This is a genomic window from Segatella buccae ATCC 33574 (assembly GCF_000184945.1).
Lineage (GTDB): Bacteria > Bacteroidota > Bacteroidia > Bacteroidales > Bacteroidaceae > Prevotella > Prevotella buccae.
This window is the reverse complement of sequence record NZ_GL586311.1, coordinates 2,522,628-2,543,322: the sequence shown is the minus strand read 5'-3', so window position 1 is coordinate 2,543,322 and position 20,695 is coordinate 2,522,628. Positions and strand designations below refer to the sequence as shown.

The following is a 20,695-nucleotide window of genomic DNA, read 5'->3' as shown; positions in this document are numbered from 1 at the left end:
GCCTTTCCACATAATGTCGATCTTTGTATTTCTGTTTATTTTCCTCGCCTTAAAATGTAGATTTCCAAAATCATCATGACAAGATAATCCACATTCTAAGGCGAGGTTGAGTTTTCTAATGAGTTTCTTTAGTAACAACTGTTTTAGTTTATACGCTCTTGTTTTATTAGTCTAATATATCTTCAGTTGTATGGAAATTTGCAAAACTTAAAAGTCTATCTTTGCCGTTTTCAAATCGTATGCTTTAGCCGTGAGTCTGCCTTTACCTTTGACAACGACCATACATTTTCCGAAAAAGGCTTTTCGTTTGTTGTCCTTGAAACGCTCGGTGGAGAATTGGCTTCCGTTGTCCACCCCCTCTATTGCTCCGTTGTCGGTTTCAAAAAAGAGTTGATTTTCGGCCCATGGGCAAAGGTTACCGTCTTTGTCCACTATTTCGGCATTGATAAATGTAAGCGATTCTTGGTTTGACATCGTGGCATTTGCAGCTCCTACGTCCCCACGCTGGCCGGCGTAGTCTATTAAGAGTCTGATATGGTTGGGAGCACCGGCCGTCTTAATCACCTGGCTGCGGACATCTTTTCCATTCTTTCGTGCAATCACTTTCACTTCGCCCGGTTCAAAGGTCACTCTCCACATTACATGATATTGATGTGAATCTTTTTTCCGGCGAATTCCCTGACTTTTGCCATTGACAAAGAGTTCCACCTCGTCAGCGTTATTGTAGTAGCACCATAGGTCAATTTTCTGGCCGGGCAGCCAGTTCCAATGTGGGAAGAGATGGAGCACCGGTTTGGAAGACCATTCGCTTTGATACATATAGTAGATGTCTTTCGGGAAGCCTGCCAGATCGATGATTCCGAAGTAGCTGCTGCGTGCCGGGAAACCGTAGGGGGTAGGTTCGCCGATATAATCCCATCCCGTCCAGATAAATTGGCCGGCACAATAAGGAGTGTGTTTGACAATATCCCATGTTGCTTCATGTGTACTGCTCCATGGAGCATGCGTATTGTCGTAGGCTGAACACATCATGGAAGGATCGGTGAACATTTTGTCCCAACGCTCGGGGGCAACGAATACACTATCGGAAGGCATCTTGTAGTAGCCACGTGTCTGTAATGCTGACACGCTCTCTGTCATGAGGAAAGGCTTGCCGGGAAAATTTCGGGGCACATCTTTCACCCACTGGCGATGGTAATTGAAGCCGATGATGTCGAGTGCTCCGCTCTTAAACAAATGATTGTTGGGATCAGGTTCGTTGCATCCGGCAGTAATAGGGCGGGTCGAATCTAACCGTCTGATGATATCTGTCAGGTGTTTTGTCAGTATCGAGTTGGGTGTCATCTCCTTACCATGCGCCAAAGTCGACGCGTCATGGCCTGCATTGAGGATAAGATTGGCCTGTTCAAGCGTAAGTTCATCCGCTCCGGCACCGCTCCATTGTTCAAGCACCTCATTGCCGATCGACCACATCATGACACTCGGATGGTTGCGGTCGCGCAGCACGAGGTCGGAGAGATCACGCTCATGCCACTCGTCGAAGAAACGGGCATAATCATTTTTGGTCTTTTTACGACGCCACATGTCGAAACTCTCATCCATGACGATGAATCCCATCGTGTCGCACATATTCAACAGTTCCGGTGCCGGAGGATTGTGGCTGCAACGGATGGCATTGCATCCCATGTCTTTCAACTTCACCAACTGTCGGTGGAGCGCATCTTCGTTGAGGGCCGCTCCCAGGCATCCGAGGTCGTGGTGGTCACAAACGCCGTTGATTTTCAAGTTCTTTCCATTCAGCCAAAAACCGGTTTTGCTGTCAAACTTGAAATCGCGGAAGCCCGTAATGGTGAGCACCTCGTCAACAACCTGATTGTTTAAAATCACTTCCGACTTAACCGTGTAGACGTATGGCCGTTCTACCGACCACAGTTGCGGATGCTTTACCTTCAACAGTTGTTGCGGACTTCCGGTCATCATGGAAGCCACCACCTTTCCTGCAGCATCCATGACGGTATTGCGGTAGGCCGGCTTCTCTCCTTTGATAGCCTCATCGGCCATCTGTATAGCCACGTTGAGCTCACCCTTGGGCGTCGTCACCACATGCGTACCCCAATGGGCTATGTGCATCCGATGGGTAGTGGTAAACCATGTGTGGCGATAGATGCCACATCCGCTATACCAACGCGAATTGGGTTGGTCGCTGTTGTCTACCTTGACGGCCACCACATTCTCGCCACCCTTATTAATATAAGGTGTAACATCATATTCGAAAGAACTGTAACCGTATGGCCTGTGGCCCACCTCATGTCCGTTTACATAGACGGTGGAATTCATATAGATGCCGTCAAATCCCAGAAAATATCGCATGTCCGGGTGGCTGTTTTCCACGTTGAAATGTTTGCGATACCATCCGATGCCTCCCGGCAAGGCACCGCCTCCCGCCCCCGAAGGATTGGCATCAGAGAAGTCGCCTTCGATAGCCCAGTCATGGGGCAGGTTTAACCGTCGCCACGAAGTGTCGTCATAATCCGGTGAAGCCATTTTGGCATCGTTGCCTAACACGAAAAGCCAGTCGCTGTCAAACAACCGGCGTTCTCTTGCTGTTGCACTCACGAAGCACAACAGCAAGAGAAGAACATAGAGAGATTTCTTCATTATTTAAGTTTTACGATGATTTCCTTACCCGAATATTGGACGATTTGGCCCTTCACGCCATCGAGGTCAAGGTCTTTGGACGCAGCTCCCGGCTTACGGTAAACTATCTTGAAGCGACGGCTTTTCAACATCCCATCAAATTCTCCTTTCCGGTTGCCTATCGTCAATTTTTTGGCCTTGTCGTCATAGCCAAACTCTATTGTGGCATATTTACCCTTCTCATAGTTATAGTTGGTGCCCTCATCCTCATAGAGTGTGAATCCGCCATCCTTGCCGGCATAGACATAGAGCGTTATCAGCTCTGCCGGCTTCTCGTCGCTCCATTGCATTTCCGGGCCAAAAGGAATGATGGCACCTGCCGGAACAAACACGGGAATCTTCTCAAATGGTGCGTCGGCTGTAATGGTCTGCCCACCTTGATAATACTTGTTGGTGTAGAGGTCGTACCAGCCGGTTTGTTTGGGGAGATAGACCTGTCGGGTGCGCGCTTTGTATTCGCCCACCGGGCAAGCCATGAAGGCCGGCCCGAACATCCATTGGTCCTTGATGTTGTAGACATTGTTGTCGCCATTGAAGTCCATCACCAATGGGCGCATCATGGTGTAGTCCTTCAAATGCACCGCACCGGCCATGCTGTAAAGATAAGGCATCATACGGTAGCGCAGCTTGTCGTATGCGACGATGGTCTTATAGGCCGGGTGATTGTCGGGTGCAATGTTCCACACTTCGCGCAAAGGCCATTGTCCATGAGCACGATAGAGGGGGATAAAGCACCCGAACTGGTTCCAGCGGGTTTGCAACTCGCGCCATTCTTTCAGGTCTTCGTTTTCCTCTCCCGTTTTGTCAAAGAGCTGTTGGGCAGCCACATAGCGGTTTTCCACACAGAAACCTCCCTGATCCATGCCCCAGAAAGGCAAGCCACTGATAGAATAGTTCATGCCCGCAGTCATCTGAGCCCGCATGTCCTCCCACCGTGTGGCGATATCACCGCTCCAAGTGGCCGTACTGAAACGCTGTTCCCCGGCAAATCCGCTTCGGGTGAGCAGGAATACGCGCCGGTTGGGATTCACCGATCGTTGCCCGTTATAGATGGCATCGGCATTCACGATGGAGTAGGCGTTGAAATATTCGGTGCTCGTGCCGAGTGCCGTAGGTCCGGAGAGTTTTTTGCGATACCACATCGGTGTGCAGTCGCGCACATTGGGTTCGCTGGCATCCATCCACCAGGCATCAATGCCATATTTATATTTCGAGTAGAGATTCTCATCCATTTGCCTCCAAAACATCTTGCGTGCACCGGCATCGTAGGCATCGTAAAAAGAGCCCATGTAGCCCAGCCAGTCGTAGATGGAGTCTTTCACGGCTTGATGATACATCCATCCGTTGGCATCGAGTTCCTTGTAGTTTTTCACCGTACAGTAGAATTTGGGCCATACGGAAATCATGAAGCGCCCGTGCATGGCATGGATACTGTCGAGCATGGCCTGCGGATAGGGGTAGCGAGAGGCCTCAAACGTGTGGTCGCCCCACGAATCGAGCTTCCAGTAATTCCAGTCCTGCACGATGTTGTCCACCGGAATGCAACGCTTACGGAATTCGCTCAGGGTCGATTCTATTTCCTGACTGCTCGTATAGCGTTCCCGGCTCTGCCAGAAGCCGAGCGTCCACTTCGGGAAAACCTGTGCCTTGCCGGTCAATGTGCGGTAGCCCGCAATTACCCCGTCTATACTTTTACCGGCAATGAAGTAGTAGTCCATGTCCTTGCTCATTTCGCTCCAGATGCTCAGTTTGCCCTGTTCCTCCTCGCTCTGTGGGACGGCAGCCCTCAGTCCGCAATAGCTCACGTCGCCATCGGGATACCAGTCGATGAGGATTTTAGTCTTGACACCTCTCTTCAAAGGGGCCGTGAACTTATAGCTGTTGGGATTCCAAGCTGTGCGCCAACGCTCCGGCACCACTTCTTTACCATCGATATACACTTTCATGTAACCGGCATAATAGAGGATGAACCGATAAAGGTTATCAACGGGAGCTTCGAGATAGCCTTCGTAAGTCACGTGTGAGCCGTTCAGTTTGAAGCCTGCCGGCAGGTTGCCCACTCCGATGTCCTTACTGCTTCCGATGGCCAGTTGGGGCAGGGCAAACTCATAGTAGATGCTGTCTTCTCCCCGCACTACCTTGTGGCCGTCTTTGGCAACATACGTTCCCGTGAGGCTCCCTTTCTTCCCATCCTTGTCATAAAGGGTGAAAGCGCAGTTCAGCTGCAAATAGTCGTTTGGATTGCCGAAGCGGCAATAGCTGTAGCTGTCCCACAGAATGCCGTAATTCTTGTTGCTGATAACGAAAGGTACGCTCACTTTTGTGTTATATTGAAAAAGGTCTTCGTTCTTTCCTTTCATGTTCAGCTCTTCGCTTTGATGCTGTCCGAGTCCGTAGAAAGCCTCATCGGCAGGGCTGTCGAACAGCGCATGCCACGTCCACCCATGTTTTTGGGCTTCGGTCAGTTTGCCATCCACGCCGATTTCCCGTTCCGGAACGGTGAAGGGCTTGAAAGTCTTGCCTTTATCAGCTGTCTCTGCCAACAGCAACCGACCGTCTCCGTCATAGAAAGAGATGCGCCCCGTAGTCCCGTCCACCATGGCCTTCATGCCGTCTGTCTGCACAGTGATTAGGTTTTCCTGTTCCGAGACCTTGAATTTGGGCTGTGCCGTTTGAGGAACGATAATCAGACTTTGCTTGTCGGGAAAAGTCTGTTCGGCTGTCGCCTGCACCCGGATGATGCGGTTGTCCACCACCTGCAACCTGATGATATGCGGCCCGAAGTCCATGTGGCGGGTCAGAGGGATGGTGACATAATTGCCATTAGTGACATAACTTGCCGCGGAAGCCATTGTCGCCCCGGCAAAGAGAAGTGTCGATAAGAATGTTTTTAAGACTTTCATATAGTGACTTAGTATTGAGTTTCTCGTGATGGAAGTATCATGTTGTCCGGCATCAGATAGGGCGATAGAGCTTCTTGTATGGGCATACAGCTTTGCCATGATACTTATTTTCCCTGCCCGGAACGTTTCGGTCAGGGCGTTTTAGTAGAGTAGGGGAAGCGTGCTGACTGTCGGTCGGTGGATTCCCGACTCTCTTTGGTGTCTGGCTTGCTCCCTCCTGTTGCAGCATTTGGTTTTGCTCAGATAGGAAAGATATTCAACTCTTCTCCGAGCTCTCCCTTATCTTCAGTATCATCGGCACCACCTCTTGGTATATCTTGGGATCGCCGTTGATATTTCTCATCAGCAATTCGCAGGCTTTCATTCCCTGTTCGTGGGCCTGATCCATGATGGCCGACAGGCGGGGGGTGACAAAGGCGGCCGTGTCTCCATCGGTGAAACCAATGATGGCAACGTCATCGGGGATGCGCAGGCTTGCCGCCTTGATGGCATCGAAAGCAGCGTAGGTGAGGATGTCGTTGAAAGCCAGAATGGCATCCGGCCGTTCCTCCCGTTGCAGCAGGTCAAGTGTGGACTTGCGAGCCACTTCAAAGTCTATTTTGCCGCACACCACCAGCGATCGGTCTATGGCGATACGGTTTTCGCGCAATGCTTCCAGATAGCCGTGTTTGCGGCGGCGCACCATGTCGAGATGGTTGGGGCCGCCGATAAATGCGATTCTCCGTGCCCCCTTGTCTATGAGGTGTTGGGTGGCTTCCTGTGCAGCCACATCGCCGTTGGCTACCACTTGGGAAAACAACTCCGGCAGGCAGGTGCGGGCAAAGAACACGAGGGGTATTCCCATTTTGTGCAGTTCGCGGAAGTGGCTGTAGTCCACTGTGTCCTGTGCCAGGCAGGCTATGATACCCTCCACGTGCATGTCAAGGAAGTTGTCAAGCAACAGCGACTCCCGTTCATGGCTCTCGTGGCTGTTGGCGCTTATCACCGAGTAGCCAGCCCGGGTAGCATAATCTTCTATGCCGTCGAGAACAGCAGCGTAATAGTGGGTCACCAGATTGGGCACAATGACCCCTATCACGCGGGGCGCCTCCTTGCGCAAACTCTGTGCAAAAGGATTGGGGCGATAATTTAACTCTTTGGCCAGAGCTTGAATCTTCGTTTTCAGCTCTTCGCCCACCTCATGGCTGTTTCTGAGCGCGCGCGACACCGTCGCAATACTCACTCCAAGTCGATCGGCCAAATCCTTTAAGGAGGTTCTCCGCTGTTTCATCTGATAATTAACAATTTGCCAGTTAGTGACTACAAAGTTAATAGTTTTTTTTGAAAGCGCAAACGTTTACGTTAAATTTTCACATAGAACTGAACTATGGGTATAGAAATTACACTATCTTTGCATACAGAAAGGATGGTGTTGTCATCCGGCAATTTGAAAGACGGAAGATTCCAACCATTTCCACTGCTTTTAGTTGATACGAACATTGAGTAATGAATAGTTGATAATAAGTTAGTTAGAAAATGAGAGGCCTATGCTTGTCGTGAGACAAACGTAGGCTTTATTGTTTTCCTGTCAGCGGGGGGCGTCTTGTCCTTGTGGGAAACTTCAAGAGTGTATCATCTTTCAAGCGGCATTCGCACAATTCGTTCAATTCGCCGAAGAATATAGATGTCGGCGAATTTTCCGAATGGAGCGAATGATTCATTCAAACCTCATTCTCATCAGTCGTTGGGAAATGCCGGGATAAAACGGTGGAGTGCAAATGGTCTCTTTTTCAAAAGCCGGCATCTTGCTTGGGCAACATGACCGTCACTTGATGGCCACATTGTCTAAACGCGGTTTGAGCAGCTTTTCCAAACTGCCCTTTCGGCTTTTGATGTTCCCGTGCCAGATGTATTTCTTCCCTCCCGTCGTGATTTCGATGTCTATTCTTTGCCGATCGTCATAAATCTTGTAGACAGCGTCCTTGTTTTTGAAACTCAGCGCCATTTCATTCGGATGATAAGTGAAGTCGGGAGCCTGATATTCGGTTTCGAGCGGATAGTAAAACTCTACGGTATTGTCGGCCTTTAGCACTGTGTAATAGAGAGTTCCATCATTTAGAGAGAATAGTATAATGTCTTTGTTCCCTTTGTCCACATGGAATGAGAGTACCTTCCTAAGACCTTCCTCCTCAAGGTCGATGGTCAATTCTGTGGTCTTTTTCATCTCCTTGCCGTCCCACTTTTGCTCCGTGTATTTTTCAAAAGGCCTGTCCCGCTGATCGTACTCGCATATTTCCACCGCCTTCGGCAGGTTGTTTTCCACGACAAATGTGGTGAACTCATGCCAGCAGCAGCCATCCTTGACCATCGTGTGAAGTGTCCGGTGCTCGGCATCTACACCGAACATGCCACAATAGTCCTCGGCCAGACTCGAAAATTCCGGACTGTAGCAAAATCCCTTGTCAGTTGCCAGATAGATCGAAAACGAAGGCCCGTTATAGCAACTGTTTTGCCCGTTCATGAGGGCGAAGTCTTTTTTGCCGTCGAAATTGTAATCTTCATAGAGTATGGTGCTGAACTCTCCGTATGGCCGTTCCGAGATATTGGCCACAAGTTTGCCGTCGTGGAGGTCACATAGGAGAGCGTCCGCATCTACGCCGAAGAGTTCCTTGTTGCTTTTTTTGTCGTAGATGGTCACACTCCCCGGGCTGGTCACCTCCGATGTATCGGAAATATATACTTTGCCGTAATATTTATCGGAGAAGCCGTCGACCTTGAAAGAGACTTGACTAAGGGCCGATACGCCCCAACAAATAAGGGGCAGGAGTAGAAATATCTTTTTTTTCATCATTGTGAGTCGCAGTTTAAAAGGATGTCATACGGTTTGTTTCGTTCGTCTCACCGGTAATTTGATAACGCTTTGTGTGCGTGGATATTACCCACCTCCACGGCAAAATACCTTTCTTTGCCAGTAGTTTCATTTCATCTATCTTACTCCCGTTCCACATAAACCGTGGGGAAAGGCGTGTCATCGGATGCCCCATACCAAGAATACCGACAGTATATATCTCCCAAACCGGACAGATGACCACAAAGTTCCGAATAATCCATAGCTTTGATGCTGTCCATATCAGCTTTATTGGTAAATCGCACATCGAATCCCAACCAGCGTTTTTGGACCTGCTCCTCGCGCAGCAAGCCAATGCAGCGGTTCACAAACTGCTTCATCACAAGGGTGTCGGTAGCTTCGTAGTAGACCACGAAATGCAAGTAGTTGATGTCCCCGGTTTCATCAGCGGGCAGTGCTACCGCATAGCGTTCGCCCACCTTGAAAAGACGCTTCTTCAAGGCCTCGCTCTTCTTATATCCATCACGGATGTTGGCATAAGTGTCATAGAAGGGACCATATTGGGTGCACTGCATTCTGGCAGTAAATTCCGGGTGTCCCATAGGATAGAAACTGAGAAACTCATAGGTGCCACCATCACAGAAATGAGGAGTATGCAGGCTAGTCCAATAGACGAGATAGTCACCAAAGGGATATTCCCACACAAACTGCTCACGGCTATACCGTTCCTCCAAGTAGCTGTGGATCTGACGCTTCATGTCCTTCCACTCGTATAACCTGAGTAAGAAAAAAACTCCGACAGACATAGCCAAAAGACCTGATATGATTAGTATTTTCTTCATATTATTGAGTTAATACAGATTCTATATTGTTTATTCTTGCAAAAGCAAGTCAGTCGTTATCGTCTATGTTGACAGCCCGGCGGATGAATTCCACCTCCGCGCTGCCGTTTCTGTAGACTTTGAAAAAGAGTGTGCCGTAGACGAACGACCGCACAAGCCGGTCATTCCACATCGCGGGTGTCCACTCCGGCATGTCGCCCAGCAGGCGGAAGGCTTCAGCTTCGAAGCCTTCTGTGGCATCGGCTGCCACCTCTATGTTGGAGATGCTGCCGTCTTTCTCCACCATGAACACCACATCTATCTTGGCGCTGATGCCCATTTCCAGCTCCGCCTTGGGGTAATGCACCTGCTCGGTCAGATATTCCGACAGAGCCGCTTCACCTCCCGCGAACTGCGGCTGTTGGTCTGTCCAGCGGTCATACGACTCGTCGCCGTCGGCTCCCTTTGTCGGCGGGGCACTGCTGAACTTGGCAATTATGAAGCCATTGCCCCGTTTTTCCACTTTCACATAGTGGTCTCCATCAACGCCTGAGGTCTGCGAGTGGATGCCATACCATCCGCTTTTCCGGGTGACATATACCTCGTATTGAGGTTTCCATCCATTTTTCGGGGTGGCGTTGAACACTAAATCGTCTATCAAATTGTTGTTCAAATACAGATGTCTGCCTACTTCGGCCCAGTATTTCTTGTCAACGAAGTGGCGGATGAGGTAGCGCTGGTAGGCCGGTGCATCCAAGTCAATGGTCAGTTTGGTGGAGAGATAAGAGCGATAGAAGTCCTCGATAAAGGTCACCGCATGTTTGTGTTGCTTCGGTATATGTATCACGTGGTGGTAGAAGATGGTGTCGGAGGCCGTTTGCCCCAGGTCTATAGGAGTGATGTAGCCAATTTTGCGACGGCCGTCCTTGTCGGTCACCATGCGCACGGGGATGCGTTCCCATCCTGATTCACCACCGGTTTTGAAGCACACCATATACCAGCCGCCCTTCAATGGCACCACGCGCAGAGTCTTCTGGAAGTTACGGGGCACTTCTTGCGCCCGGATGGTTGCGTCGTAGTCGCCATCTGTCATCAGTATATTGTCTATCGCGGTTTCCGTGAGGTGGGTGGCATTCAGTTGCTCCCACCCGTCTTCACTCGAAACAGAGCCGTTGTTGCCCTTCACGTAGTATTCGCGGATAATCCGCATGTCGGCCGCCGTGTCGATTGCCGTTGTGTCTTGAGCGATTGCGAGACTGTCGCCGGAAGTTTCCGAAGTATTGAAACCACGACCGTGTCCGCGCAGCCAAAAGAAAAGGATAGCCCCAAGTGCAAGGCTCAAGAGGACTGAAAAGAGAATGATACGTTTTCTGTTCATATTTATGATGTTTGTTTTTATCTGTCGGTTATTGGGAAATCATCTTCGGAGAAACCGGGAGTGTATATCACATGAAAGTGATCTCCGCATTCGGCATTGGCCTCAACCGGTTATTTCAACTTATCATTGAAGTCACCGATGACACCTTCGTCCATCTCCCGTCTGTCTATCATCACGATTCCCATCTCTCCGTTTATCTTGTTTTAGCATTGTCGGTGCGTTTCTTCGACCGCCTTTTGGGGTGATGCTTGTCATGGTCGTATTTGACGACCCACACAAACAAGGCGACTGTGACAATCAGGAGGGGCCAAGCCCACCATTCTGTGCAGCAGAACGCTTCTTTCGTGGTGGTTACAAGTTCACCGAAGCTGTGCCCGTCTAACAGAAAATTCACGAAAAGCAATCCAAAGAAAGCTCCCATCCCATTGATGGAAACCGAAGCCATGAGCTTCAATTTGTCGTTCCACGAAGCATTCCTCCCTCCCTTCTCCTCATACTCAAGCAGGAAAACAGAATAAATGGCCGGCATCAAGATAAAATAGACTCCTACGCCTTTGAGATGGCGGGACAAGTGGGCATGCTGAAAGACCGCATAGACAAACTCACTTTCTCTATTTAAAATCAGTACCAGGAAAAGCAGTCCGTAGGCCATCAACAATCCGAGCATATATCTCAACGCACTGTTGCGCATCCTGTTCAAGCATTGCTTTTTATAGACAAGCAGAATGACGGCACTTGCGCCTGCCAACAGGAAGAATATAAGTTGATATATAATAAGTGTCGCAACAGTATTCATGGTGTCATTAAATATAATATTCGGCGGCATCGACCAGCCCGGCGCGCAGGGCATACTTGGTAGCTTCATGCACCGTGTTGACGCCTAACTTGCGAAAGAGGTTCTTCCGGTGCGTGTTGACCGTATGGAAACTGGAGAAGCGGCGCTCGGCAATCTCGCGCGTGGTGAAACCCAGTGCAATCTCCTTCAGCACCTCCGTTTCGGTTTTGGTCAGTTTCACGCGCTCCTCTTCTTCATTCTGCCGTGGCGCAAGCAGCATCTCCGTCATTCGCCGGCAGATGAATCGTTCGCCACGAATGGCACACTCGATGCCCTCCCGGATTTCTTCGAGAGACGACTCTTTGAGCAAAATGCCGAACTGGCGGCTGCTGGCAATCAACCGGCGGACAAAATCAAGACTGAGGTCTTCGCTGAAAAGAAGCCAGCGTGTCTGTCGGAAACGCTCACCGAGAATGAGGAGTTCTTCGACGTCGTTGATGTCGAAAAGCGTGTAGTCGAGCATCACCACGGCATCATCATCGGCCTTGAGTGCCTCCATCAGTTCCGCCTTGTCTTCGGTGTATTTAGACTCGGTTCCCGTGATGGCACTCACCACATAGATGAGGCCGGCCCGGGTGATGTCTTGTTTGTCTGCCAACAGAATCTTCATGTTTGCCTATAATTTGTTTGCAAATGTATTAAATAAATCCGTAATCAAGAAAAGATGTCATGAATTTTACGATGGTTTTCTGTCGGAAAGTCGCAATGCCGGTTGCAGCTTACCTTTAGGACAGTAGATGTTTGATCAGGGAGAAGCATACACGCATTGGCTACACGCCGACAATGATCGGTGAAAGTCTACTCCGCAAGACGCAGAAAGATAGCGAATAATATCAACAAAAATACATCCTCCAAAACTCTCCAACCAGAACGGAAAACCGATTTTAAACTGCCGATAAAGCCCCTCGATTATCCCATTCGGGCTCTTCGTGTTTGCAAAAGAGCCACAGTTGAGAGCCGGAAGGGCCACAGTTGCATCGCAGCTGTGGCCCTTTTGCAAGCCTGTTGAGGCTCTTTTAGGCCCGTTTTCAGCATTGGGCCTATGTTAATAAAATTCAAATGGCTGATTGCCAGTGCTTTGAAAGCATCGCCAAAATTCGCCTATTTGCGCCGAGTAGATTGTCGGTTGCAAATATCGCAATCTCAGGGGCCGAAAGTGAGTAAAGAGTTTAACAATTCGTTTTATCAGGAATGTCTCCCTACGGCATATCGGCTAAGCCCCTTTTTGCCTTTTATGTTCTCTCTTTCAGTGGGAGCAATCATGGTGTCCTTCCCCTCCTTGGAAGATTGTGCCGGGGGAGTAGCCGGCCGGTAGGCTTTGTGTCGCCAAGCATTGAAAACAGGAGAGGCAAGGCGGGAAATGGGAATAAGGAAGAGGTAAACCGCATTTTTATTTTGAATTGTCTCCAATTTGCATTACCTTTGCAGTAATATATGATGGTGTCCGGTGGAGCGGTGGGGTGTTCCCTTTACGCTTTCCGGTGCCGTTTGGGTTTTGACGAAAAGAAAAAGCAAATGGATATAGAAGCTGTAAAAGAGATTATCAGACAAGGCGACGGCCTGTCCAACACGCTGGGCATGGAGTTTCTCTCCACTCCCGAACCCGACATCGTGAGAGCACGAATGGAAGTCAACGATAGAAACAAACAGCCGTTCGGCTTCTTGAGTGGCGGGGCCTCGCTCGCTTTGGCCGAAAATCTGGCCGGCGTGGGCTCTATGGCGCTCTGTCCGGGCAAAGTGTGCGTGGGTATCAGTGTGAGCGGTAACCACGTGAAGGCGATGGCATACGGTGGCGTGGTGCAGGCCACGGCCCATCTTCAGCACAAGGGGCGCACGCTCCACGTGTGGCATATCGACATCACCAACGAGGAGGGAGACCTCATCTCCACCGTGCAGGTGACCAATTATATCATCACGCCCCGGAAGAATGGATAGCTTCGCATTCTATCGGTTGCCCGAACAGCGGGAGTATGTGCGCATGAAACAGACCACGGGGAGCCCTCGAACGATCGGTTCTGTAGCCGAACTTGGAGAACAGAGGGGCTTCGTGATGGTCCCTTTCGCGGCTTCGAAAGATTGTCCGATCGTGCTCTTGGAACCCGATGAAGTGTCGGTATGCCCTGTGGGCGATGATGTGGAAGCGCACATTGAAGATTGTCCCGTCCGGGAGGATGCCGAACGCGCGTGTTATCAGGCCGACTTTGCCCGTTTCCATGCCCGTCTCAAGAGCGGTGAATTCCGCAAGATCGTACTCGCCCGTTGCAGCGAAGTGAGTTTGCGAGGGCCGGTCGATACCGAAAGTCTGTTTCTTCATGCCTGCCATCTCTATCCCCACCAGATGATAGCCCTCTTTTCGTCGCCGCTCACGGGCACTTGGCTCATGGCCACCCCTGAAGTGCTGCTTGATGGCGACGGCTGTCGGTGGCGCACGATGGCATTGGCAGGCACGATGAAGACCGACGGGCCGTGGAGCGAGAAAAACCGGGAAGAACAACGCTATGTAGCCGGTTACATCATGGACCGCCTGACCCGGTATGGAGAAAATGTCAGCCGATCGGCCACTTATACGCGTTCGGCCGCCCGACTTTGCCATCTCTGCACCGACTTTGAGTTTGATTTGGCCCCCGGGTGCGGGGTAGGTGACTTGCTGGACGCGCTCTATCCCACACCCGCCGTGTGCGGCATTCCGAAAGAGGAGACGCGCCGATATATCTTGGACAACGAACATACGCCCCGCCTATATTACAGTGGTTTTCTCGGACCGCTCGACCCTGTGGGGGAGACCCATCTTTTCGTGTCGCTGCGCTGCATGAAAATCGGTGCCGGATTGCAACTCTACGCCGGCGGCGGTTTGCTCACCGACAGTCGGGAGGAGCGGGAGTGGGAGGAGACCGAAGACAAACTGAACACCATGCGTCATGTATTCGAATAAAGAGAATGTCAACATACTCACCTCGCTGCTCGTCGCCCACGGGGTGACAGAGGCTGTGGTGTGTCCCGGTAGCCGCAACGCGCCCATTGCGCACAACCTCAACGAGTGTCCGGACATCACGTGCCACCCCGTCACCGATGAGCGGTCGGCGGGTTTCTATGCCCTTGGCATGGCGCAATATACACACGCTCCGGTAGTGGTTTGTGTCACTTCGGGCACGGCCCTGCTCAATCTGGCTCCTGCCGTGGCCGAGGCTTTCTATCAGCATTTGCCACTTGTCGTGGTGAGTGCCGACCGTCCGGCGGCGTGGATAGACCAGCAAGACGGGCAAACGCTGCCGCAGACCGATGCTTTAGGGCGTTTCGTGTGTAAGGCCGTTTCGTTGTCCGAACCTGCCGATGGGCAACAGCGGTGGCATTGTAATCGTCTTGTGAACGAGGCTTTGATGGCCTGTAAACGGCATGGTGGTGGGCCTGTACACATCAATGTGCCCATTTCCGAGCCACTGTTTTATTTCGATGTCGAACGGCTTCCGCATGAGCGGACCATTCGGATGGTGGAAGCGACGGAGGATGTCGGGTGTTACAGCGTGTTGGAAGAAACGTTTTTTGCCGCCAAACGGCCTATGGTGGTGGTAGGACAGTTGCAAGGCGATGAGGCGAGGTGGTTGGGCAAAACCCTGTGGGAACTGTCTTCCGAGGTGCTTGTGATTTATGAGTGTCTTGCAGCATCTGCTATCGAAGACGGCCGGTGGGCCTGCATAAGTTCAGAGAAACTGCCCCCTCAACATATAGATAAGGTGTTGGCACAAACCAGCGAAGCCCCCGATGACTATTATCCCGACTTCATTCTCTATCTCGGCGGTACGCTCATCAGCAAGCAACTCAAGCAGTTTCTTCGTCGGGCACCTCGTGCAGAGACGTGGATTGTGAACCGGGGAGGGGCTGTCTATGACACATTTATGAATCTCGCAGGCGTGATCGATGGGCGTGCAGGCTACATTCTGGAAAACACTGTCGTTCGTCTTCGGCAGAAAAAGGACCGGGGAGAACTCGCGTTCGATGCGGCCTATCATCACCGCTGGCATCAAGCTATTCGCGAAGCAGAACATGCCATGTCTCGTTTTGTGCCTTGCTATTCCCAACTTCTGGCCGTCAAGTCTTTCTTTGACTACATGCCGGCCAACTGTTATTATCATCTTCATGCCGCCAACAGCATGTCGGTGAGGCTTGTCAATATGTTTGCCACCGACCATGTATGGTGCAATCGCGGTGTCAATGGCATAGAAGGAAGTCTTTCTACGGCAGCCGGTTTCTCGCTCTTGACCCATTGCGAGGTTTTCTGCATCATCGGGGACCTTAGCTTTTTCTACGACCAAAACGCGCTTTGGCCATCGTTGAGGCGCAATTTCAAAGTGTTGTTGTTGAATAACCACGGGGGCGGTATTTTCAGTTCGTTGCCCGGCCTGAAAGCGAGTGGGGCGCATGAGCGTCTGGTCTCGGCCCGTCACGGACTTTCCGCTGAAGGCATTTGCAGGCAATGCGGTGTGGACTATCTCTCTGCCCGCAATGAGGGAGAGTTGCTCCAAGGGATGGCCCGTTTTTTGGATAAGGGGAACGAGCGTCCGGTGGTGTTCGAAGTGTTTACCGATCCGGCGGAAGACGAGCGTGCCATGAAAGAGTATTATCAAACAAAATAGCTATGACAAGAGAATGGAAAAAGATTGAAGGGTTTGATTTCAAGGAAATCCTCTTCGAGGAATACAATCACATTGCGAAGATAACCATCAACCGGGAACGCTACCGCAATGCCTTTACGCCGCTCACGACATGGGAGATGAGCCAGGCTTTCAGCTATTGTCGCGAAGCACAGGACATCCGTGTGGTCATCCTTACGGGAGCCGGCGACAAAGCCTTCTGTGCCGGCGGCGACATGCACGTGAAAGGGCGGGGAGGCTATGTAGGCTCAGATGGTGTGCCCCGTCTCAATGTGCTCGATGTGCAGATGCAGATACGGCGCCTTCCGAAGCCCGTCATAGCTATGGTCAATGGTTATGCCATTGGCGGCGGACATGTGCTTCACGTGATGTGCGATCTCACCATTGCCTCCGAAAATGCCATCTTCGGACAGACGGGGCCTAAGGTCGGTTCTTTCGATGCCGGCTTCGGTTCTTCCTATCTCGCCCGCATGGTGGGACAGAAGAAAGCGCGCGAAATTTGGTTTCTGTGCAAACAATATTCCGCACGGGAGGCCGAAGCGATGGGGATGGTGAACAAGGTGGTGCCGTTAGTGGAGTTGGAAGACACGTGTGTAGAGTGGGCGGAAATCATGATGGAACGCAGCCCGCTGGCTCTCCGCATGATCAAGGCCGGCCTCAATGCCGAACTCGACGGGCAGGCCGGCATTCAGGAATTGGCCGGCGATGCCACCATGCTCTATTACACCATGGATGAAGCACAGGAAGGAGGCAGGGCCTTCCTTGAAAAACGGAAGCCGGACTTTGGCAAGTATCCGCAGTTTCCGTGATTTGATAAGGCTTATAGGCCTAATAAGGCATATTGGGCCTATAAGCCCTATAATCTAATAACAAACTAAATATTAGCGATGACTAAAGAATTCTTGCCATTAAAGGGTAATTATCGCAACCTGATAGCTTATCAAAAGGCGGAATGCATCTATGACATTACATTCTATTTTGCCCATCATTTCTTGGAAAAAGGCGACAGGACAGTTGACCAAATGATACAGGCCGCCCGCTCCGGCAAGCAAAATATTGCAGAAGGAAGTGCTGCGTCTACCACTTCTTCTGAAACGGAAATTAAGTTGATGAACGTTGCCAAAGCCAGTTTGCAGGAGCTTTTGCTTGATTATGAAGATTATCTGAGAGTGAGAGATTTGGTGATATGGGAGGTCGGTGATGCAAAGGCTAAAGCAGCAAGACTGTATTGCTCGCGAAACAACGACTCGGCACGTTATCGTAAAGCCATTCAAGTGCGTTCGGCCGAGACCATTGCCAATATTGCCATAACGCTTATACATCAGGAAGACGTGTTGTTAAGAAACTATATAACTCGCATAAAAGCTGATTTCTTGAGGCAAGGAGGTGTTAGAGAGCAAATGACGAGAGCGAGAATAGATTATAGAAATACGCATCATTAATACTTAGTATGAGCTATCGGATAGATATTTCGGAACAAACGTTCCATTTCAAGCAGCCGGCGGGAACTTCCCGTGGGGTGTATCAGACAAGGCATAGTTACTTCCTTACCCTGTCGTCTGACGAGCAGCCGGGCATTGTGGGAGTAGGGGAGTGTGCCCCTTTGCCCGATTTAAGTTGCGACGCCATACCCGAATATGAGAAAATATTGGAGGAAATGTGCCGCCTTGTGTCACAGTTGGGGACGATACCCTATGACATGCTGCGCCCCTATCCTTCTATGCTCTTTGGTCTGGAGACTGCCTTCGCGCAGTTTAAGGCTAAGGGCAGCAAGGCTCTTTTTGACACTCCTTTCGGTCGCGGAGAAGAAGGCATCACCATCAACGGACTCGTGTGGATGGGTACTTTCGACGAGATGTATCGTCGGTTGGAAGAAAAACTGCGGTTGGGATTCCATTGTGTGAAGTTGAAGATAGGGGCCATAGACTTTGAACAAGAACTCGAACTGGTGCGGCATATCCGTGAGGTGTTCACAAAAGAACAGATAGAATTGCGGGTGGATGCCAATGGAGCCTTTACAACCGATAATGCCATCAGACGGCTGGAAGCACTGGCGCGGTATGACATTCATTCCATCGAACAACCCATCAGGCAACATCAGTGGGCGGATATGGCAAAGCTTTGCCGGGAGTCTCCACTGCCGATAGCTTTGGACGAGGAACTCATCGGGGTCAACCTGCAAAGCATGAAAGCCGCTCTGCTCGAAGAGATTCGCCCACAGTATATTGTCCTCAAACCGAGTCTGCACGGAGGGGTGTCCGGTTGCACGGAATGGATAGACCTTGCGAGGCCACTCGGTATCGGAAGTTGGATAACTTCTGCCTTGGAGAGCAATGTTGGGCTGAATGCCATTGCGCATTTCTGCGCCGCAACTTACGGCCCTCATATCACCATGCCGCAAGGGTTGGGTACCGGCCAACTCTTCACTGACAATATTTCCATGCCCCTCTGCATCGAAGGCGACAAGTTATGGTTTAAACAAACGGACGGCAATCAATGACGCAGGAAGAGTTTTTGGAAGAGTGGAACAATGATTCCGACAAGTTGTTGGTGCATACCAGCGGCTCCACAGGTAGTCCCAAGCCTTTGTGGGTGGAGAAACAGAGAATGTTGGCTTCGGCTCGTGTCACGTGCGACTTTCTTGGTTTGAAGTCCGGAGACACGGCCTTGCTCTGTATGTCTTTGGACTATATCGCCGGCAAAATGATGGTTGTGAGAAGCATTGAGCGCGGGCTGCGTTTGATTTCTGTACCCCCGAGCGGTCATCCATTGGCTACATTGGTGGGCAGAGTGGCCGCCCCCGTGTTTGCAGCGATGGTACCCATGCAGGTGTATAATTCCCTCCAAGTGCCCGAGGAGCGGAAAATGCTCCGCGAAATCCGTCATCTCATCATCGGCGGAGGGGCTATTGAAGACCGACTCGCCCGCGAGTTGAGATTTTTTCCGAATGCCGTGTGGAGCACCTATGGCATGACCGAGACCCTTTCCCACATAGCCCTCAGGCGATTGAGCGGCCCGGGAGCAAGCGAATGGTATGAGCCTTTCGATGGCGTGGAATTGTCGCTCACTTCCGATGGTTGTCTTGTGATCTGCGCACCGGCTGTCTGCGACCATCCGTTAGTGACCCATGATAGGGCCGAATTGCTCCCTTCCCTTCGAAGCGAAGGGTCGAAAGTGCGTTTTCGGATACTCGGCCGCAAGGATAACGTGATAGATTCCGGAGGCATCAAAATTCAGATTGAAGAAGTGGAAAAAGCCCTGCGGCCTTTTCTGCGTATGCCTTTCCTGATAACGAAAAAGAAAGACGCGAAGTTTGGAGAGGCTGTTGTGCTTCTCACCGAGCAGACCGATATGGCTGACATGGCTGAAATCTGCATAAACGCCTTACCTAAATATTGGGTTCCCCGTGCGTATATCCATGTGGAAAAGATACCTCTCACCGAAACGGGGAAGCCCGCCCGTGCCGTAGCTGAAACGCTGGCTGCGCGGTCGGCATCGGGTGTCACCCTTCCCTGAAGAAGTCGAGGGCTTCTTTCACCTCCGCTTCCTCCACCGTTTGATTGATTTTGATGTCACCGATGCCCCCCAAAAGAGTCACATTGATTTCGTTTCCGCGGTTTTTCTTGTCATGATGCATGAGTGCGATGAGTTCATTGTAATCATCGCAAGTGATACCGAGTATTCCGTAATATTCGCGGATGAACTCTACCGTCTGTCGCAGCTGTTCTGTTGGGAACCCTGTTTTGACAGCACTCAAATAGAGTTCTGCTATCAGGCCGAATGCTACAGCGTAGCCATGAAGTATCGGAGTGCGCTTCAAGGCCCAGCTCTCGAAAGCGTGGCCGAAGGTGTGCCCGAGATTCAAAGCCTTGCGGAGTCCTCTCTCCGTTGGGTCTTCGAGCACGATGCGCTCCTTCACTTTCACCGAGTCGGCCACCATCTTTTGCAACTGTTTGAGGTCGGGGTGATGCAAATCGTAGTTCATCAACTCGGTCCACATGTTTTTATTGGCTATGAGACCATGCTTGAGCATCTCGGCATAGCCGCTGCAGATGTTCTTCTCGTCGAGCGTTTTAAGGAAATCAGTGTCGAGAATCACAAACTTGGAATCGTTGAACACCCCTATTTCATTCTTCAACCCGTTGAAGTTGATCCCCGTCTTTCCACCTACTGAGGCATCCACCATAGCCAGTAGGGTGGTGGGGATATTGATAAAATTGATGCCCCGCTTGAAAGTGGAAGCGGCAAACCCTCCGAGATCAGTCACCATGCCGCCCCCCAGATTGATAAGCAGCGAGTGGCGTGTGGCTCCTCCTTTGCCGAGCATCTCCCACACGCGGGCTATCGTGTCAAGGTCTTTATGTGAGTCGGAAGCCCCAATGGTGATCATCCGGGCATTCTTCAAGCTCAGAAATCTGCTCATGACGGGCCAACATTCCCGGAGTGTTGTTTCGTCGGTCAGAATGAATATTCTGTCATGTTCACATTCCGAAATGGAGGTGGCCAATTCGCTTTTCAGACTCTTTGAGATGATAATCCTTTGTTCCATGCTTGCTTCTACTGATAAATCCATTGGCAAAGTTAG

At 50.8% G+C, this 20,695-nt stretch carries 16 protein-coding genes; 7 read left to right on the top strand and 9 right to left on the bottom strand.

What is annotated here, in order from left to right:
* Positions 1 to 207: 207 nt before the first annotated feature.
* From HMPREF6485_RS10025 to HMPREF6485_RS09990, 8 genes are all read right to left on the bottom strand, one after another.
* The gene (locus tag HMPREF6485_RS10025) at positions 208 to 2,658 is read right to left on the bottom strand and encodes a glycoside hydrolase family 2 TIM barrel-domain containing protein (protein ID WP_004346317.1); all 2,451 of its coding nucleotides are present in this window, start codon (positions 2,656 to 2,658) and stop codon (positions 208 to 210) included.
* The gene (locus HMPREF6485_RS10020) at positions 2,658 to 5,600 is read right to left on the bottom strand and encodes a TIM-barrel domain-containing protein (protein WP_004346315.1); all 2,943 of its coding nucleotides are present in this window, start codon (positions 5,598 to 5,600) and stop codon (positions 2,658 to 2,660) included. The genes HMPREF6485_RS10025 and HMPREF6485_RS10020 overlap by 1 nt, the downstream gene beginning before the upstream one ends.
* 256 nt (positions 5,601 to 5,856) lie before the next feature.
* Positions 5,857 to 6,870 (bottom strand): LacI family DNA-binding transcriptional regulator, encoded by a 1,014-nt coding sequence (locus HMPREF6485_RS10015; protein WP_004346314.1) that lies wholly within the window; start codon positions 6,868 to 6,870, stop codon positions 5,857 to 5,859.
* A 534-nt stretch (positions 6,871 to 7,404) separates the two neighbouring features.
* A complete protein-coding gene (locus tag HMPREF6485_RS10010; RefSeq protein ID WP_004346309.1) occupies positions 7,405 to 8,430 on the bottom strand; it encodes an XAC2610-related protein in 1,026 nt (341 codons plus the stop codon).
* Between the two features lie 140 nt (positions 8,431 to 8,570).
* Complete coding sequence (locus HMPREF6485_RS10005; protein WP_248622283.1) at positions 8,571 to 9,185, bottom strand: hypothetical protein; 615 nt, start codon at positions 9,183 to 9,185, stop codon at positions 8,571 to 8,573.
* Positions 9,186 to 9,318: 133 nt separating this feature from the next.
* On the bottom strand, positions 9,319 to 10,626 hold the full coding sequence (locus HMPREF6485_RS10000) for an energy transducer TonB (protein WP_004346306.1): 1,308 nt from the start codon (positions 10,624 to 10,626) through the stop codon (positions 9,319 to 9,321).
* Positions 10,627 to 10,819: 193 nt separating this feature from the next.
* Positions 10,820 to 11,422 (bottom strand): hypothetical protein, encoded by a 603-nt coding sequence (locus HMPREF6485_RS09995; RefSeq protein ID WP_155814407.1) that lies wholly within the window; start codon positions 11,420 to 11,422, stop codon positions 10,820 to 10,822.
* Positions 11,423 to 11,429: 7 nt separating this feature from the next.
* Positions 11,430 to 12,071, bottom strand: coding sequence for a response regulator transcription factor (locus tag HMPREF6485_RS09990; protein WP_004346303.1), 642 nt, complete (start codon positions 12,069 to 12,071; stop codon positions 11,430 to 11,432).
* Between the two features lie 905 nt (positions 12,072 to 12,976).
* On the opposite strand from HMPREF6485_RS09990, the gene HMPREF6485_RS09985 reads away from it, so the two are divergent.
* The 7 genes from HMPREF6485_RS09985 to HMPREF6485_RS09955 all read left to right on the top strand — a co-directional run bounded on the left by HMPREF6485_RS09985 (position 12,977) and on the right by HMPREF6485_RS09955 (position 19,626).
* Positions 12,977 to 13,396, top strand: a complete 420-nt coding sequence (locus tag HMPREF6485_RS09985; RefSeq protein ID WP_036926737.1) for a PaaI family thioesterase — start codon at positions 12,977 to 12,979, stop codon at positions 13,394 to 13,396.
* The gene (locus tag HMPREF6485_RS09980) at positions 13,389 to 14,393 is read left to right on the top strand and encodes a chorismate-binding protein (RefSeq protein WP_004346298.1); all 1,005 of its coding nucleotides are present in this window, start codon (positions 13,389 to 13,391) and stop codon (positions 14,391 to 14,393) included. Before HMPREF6485_RS09985 ends, HMPREF6485_RS09980 begins: the two co-directional genes overlap by 8 nt.
* The gene (gene menD / locus HMPREF6485_RS09975) at positions 14,380 to 16,092 is read left to right on the top strand and encodes a 2-succinyl-5-enolpyruvyl-6-hydroxy-3-cyclohexene-1-carboxylic-acid synthase (protein WP_004346296.1); all 1,713 of its coding nucleotides are present in this window, start codon (positions 14,380 to 14,382) and stop codon (positions 16,090 to 16,092) included. Before HMPREF6485_RS09980 ends, menD begins: the two co-directional genes overlap by 14 nt.
* A 2-nt stretch (positions 16,093 to 16,094) precedes the next feature.
* Positions 16,095 to 16,919 carry a 1,4-dihydroxy-2-naphthoyl-CoA synthase gene (menB, locus tag HMPREF6485_RS09970; RefSeq protein ID WP_004343014.1) on the top strand — a complete coding sequence of 275 codons (825 nt, stop codon included), beginning with the start codon at positions 16,095 to 16,097 and terminating at the stop codon, positions 16,917 to 16,919.
* Positions 16,920 to 16,997: 78 nt separating this feature from the next.
* Positions 16,998 to 17,552 (top strand): four helix bundle suffix domain-containing protein, encoded by a 555-nt coding sequence (locus HMPREF6485_RS09965; protein ID WP_004346294.1) that lies wholly within the window; start codon positions 16,998 to 17,000, stop codon positions 17,550 to 17,552.
* 8 nt (positions 17,553 to 17,560) lie between these two features.
* Positions 17,561 to 18,610, top strand: a complete 1,050-nt coding sequence (locus HMPREF6485_RS09960) for an o-succinylbenzoate synthase (protein ID WP_004346293.1) — start codon at positions 17,561 to 17,563, stop codon at positions 18,608 to 18,610.
* Complete coding sequence (locus HMPREF6485_RS09955) at positions 18,607 to 19,626, top strand: AMP-binding protein (protein WP_004346292.1); 1,020 nt, start codon at positions 18,607 to 18,609, stop codon at positions 19,624 to 19,626. The genes HMPREF6485_RS09960 and HMPREF6485_RS09955 overlap by 4 nt, the downstream gene beginning before the upstream one ends.
* On the opposite strand, the gene aroB is transcribed toward HMPREF6485_RS09955, so the two are convergent.
* Positions 19,613 to 20,659, bottom strand: a complete 1,047-nt coding sequence (aroB, locus tag HMPREF6485_RS09950; RefSeq protein WP_211205726.1) for a 3-dehydroquinate synthase — start codon at positions 20,657 to 20,659, stop codon at positions 19,613 to 19,615. The two genes, HMPREF6485_RS09955 and aroB, sit on opposite strands and share 14 nt — an antisense overlap.
* Positions 20,660 to 20,695: the final 36 nt, after the last annotated feature.

Coding starts and splice junctions, on each gene's coding strand:
- HMPREF6485_RS10015 (WP_004346314.1), bottom strand. CDS start 6,870: ATGAAACAGCGGAGAACCTCCTTAAAGGATTTGGCCGATCGACTTGGA.
- HMPREF6485_RS09985 (WP_036926737.1), top strand. CDS start 12,977: ATGGATATAGAAGCTGTAAAAGAGATTATCAGACAAGGCGACGGCCTG.
- HMPREF6485_RS10000 (WP_004346306.1), bottom strand. CDS start 10,626: ATGAACAGAAAACGTATCATTCTCTTTTCAGTCCTCTTGAGCCTTGCA.
- HMPREF6485_RS09955 (WP_004346292.1), top strand. CDS start 18,607: ATGACGCAGGAAGAGTTTTTGGAAGAGTGGAACAATGATTCCGACAAG.
- menB (WP_004343014.1), top strand. CDS start 16,095: ATGACAAGAGAATGGAAAAAGATTGAAGGGTTTGATTTCAAGGAAATC.
- HMPREF6485_RS09990 (WP_004346303.1), bottom strand. CDS start 12,071: ATGAAGATTCTGTTGGCAGACAAACAAGACATCACCCGGGCCGGCCTC.
- HMPREF6485_RS09960 (WP_004346293.1), top strand. CDS start 17,561: ATGAGCTATCGGATAGATATTTCGGAACAAACGTTCCATTTCAAGCAG.
- HMPREF6485_RS09995 (WP_155814407.1), bottom strand. CDS start 11,422: ATGAATACTGTTGCGACACTTATTATATATCAACTTATATTCTTCCTG.
- HMPREF6485_RS09965 (WP_004346294.1), top strand. CDS start 16,998: ATGACTAAAGAATTCTTGCCATTAAAGGGTAATTATCGCAACCTGATA.
- HMPREF6485_RS10025 (WP_004346317.1), bottom strand. CDS start 2,658: ATGAAGAAATCTCTCTATGTTCTTCTCTTGCTGTTGTGCTTCGTGAGT.
- HMPREF6485_RS10020 (WP_004346315.1), bottom strand. CDS start 5,600: ATGAAAGTCTTAAAAACATTCTTATCGACACTTCTCTTTGCCGGGGCG.
- HMPREF6485_RS10005 (WP_248622283.1), bottom strand. CDS start 9,185: ATGAAGCGTCAGATCCACAGCTACTTGGAGGAACGGTATAGCCGTGAG.
- menD (WP_004346296.1), top strand. CDS start 14,380: ATGTATTCGAATAAAGAGAATGTCAACATACTCACCTCGCTGCTCGTC.
- aroB (WP_211205726.1), bottom strand. CDS start 20,659: ATGGAACAAAGGATTATCATCTCAAAGAGTCTGAAAAGCGAATTGGCC.
- HMPREF6485_RS10010 (WP_004346309.1), bottom strand. CDS start 8,430: ATGATGAAAAAAAAGATATTTCTACTCCTGCCCCTTATTTGTTGGGGC.
- HMPREF6485_RS09980 (WP_004346298.1), top strand. CDS start 13,389: ATGGATAGCTTCGCATTCTATCGGTTGCCCGAACAGCGGGAGTATGTG.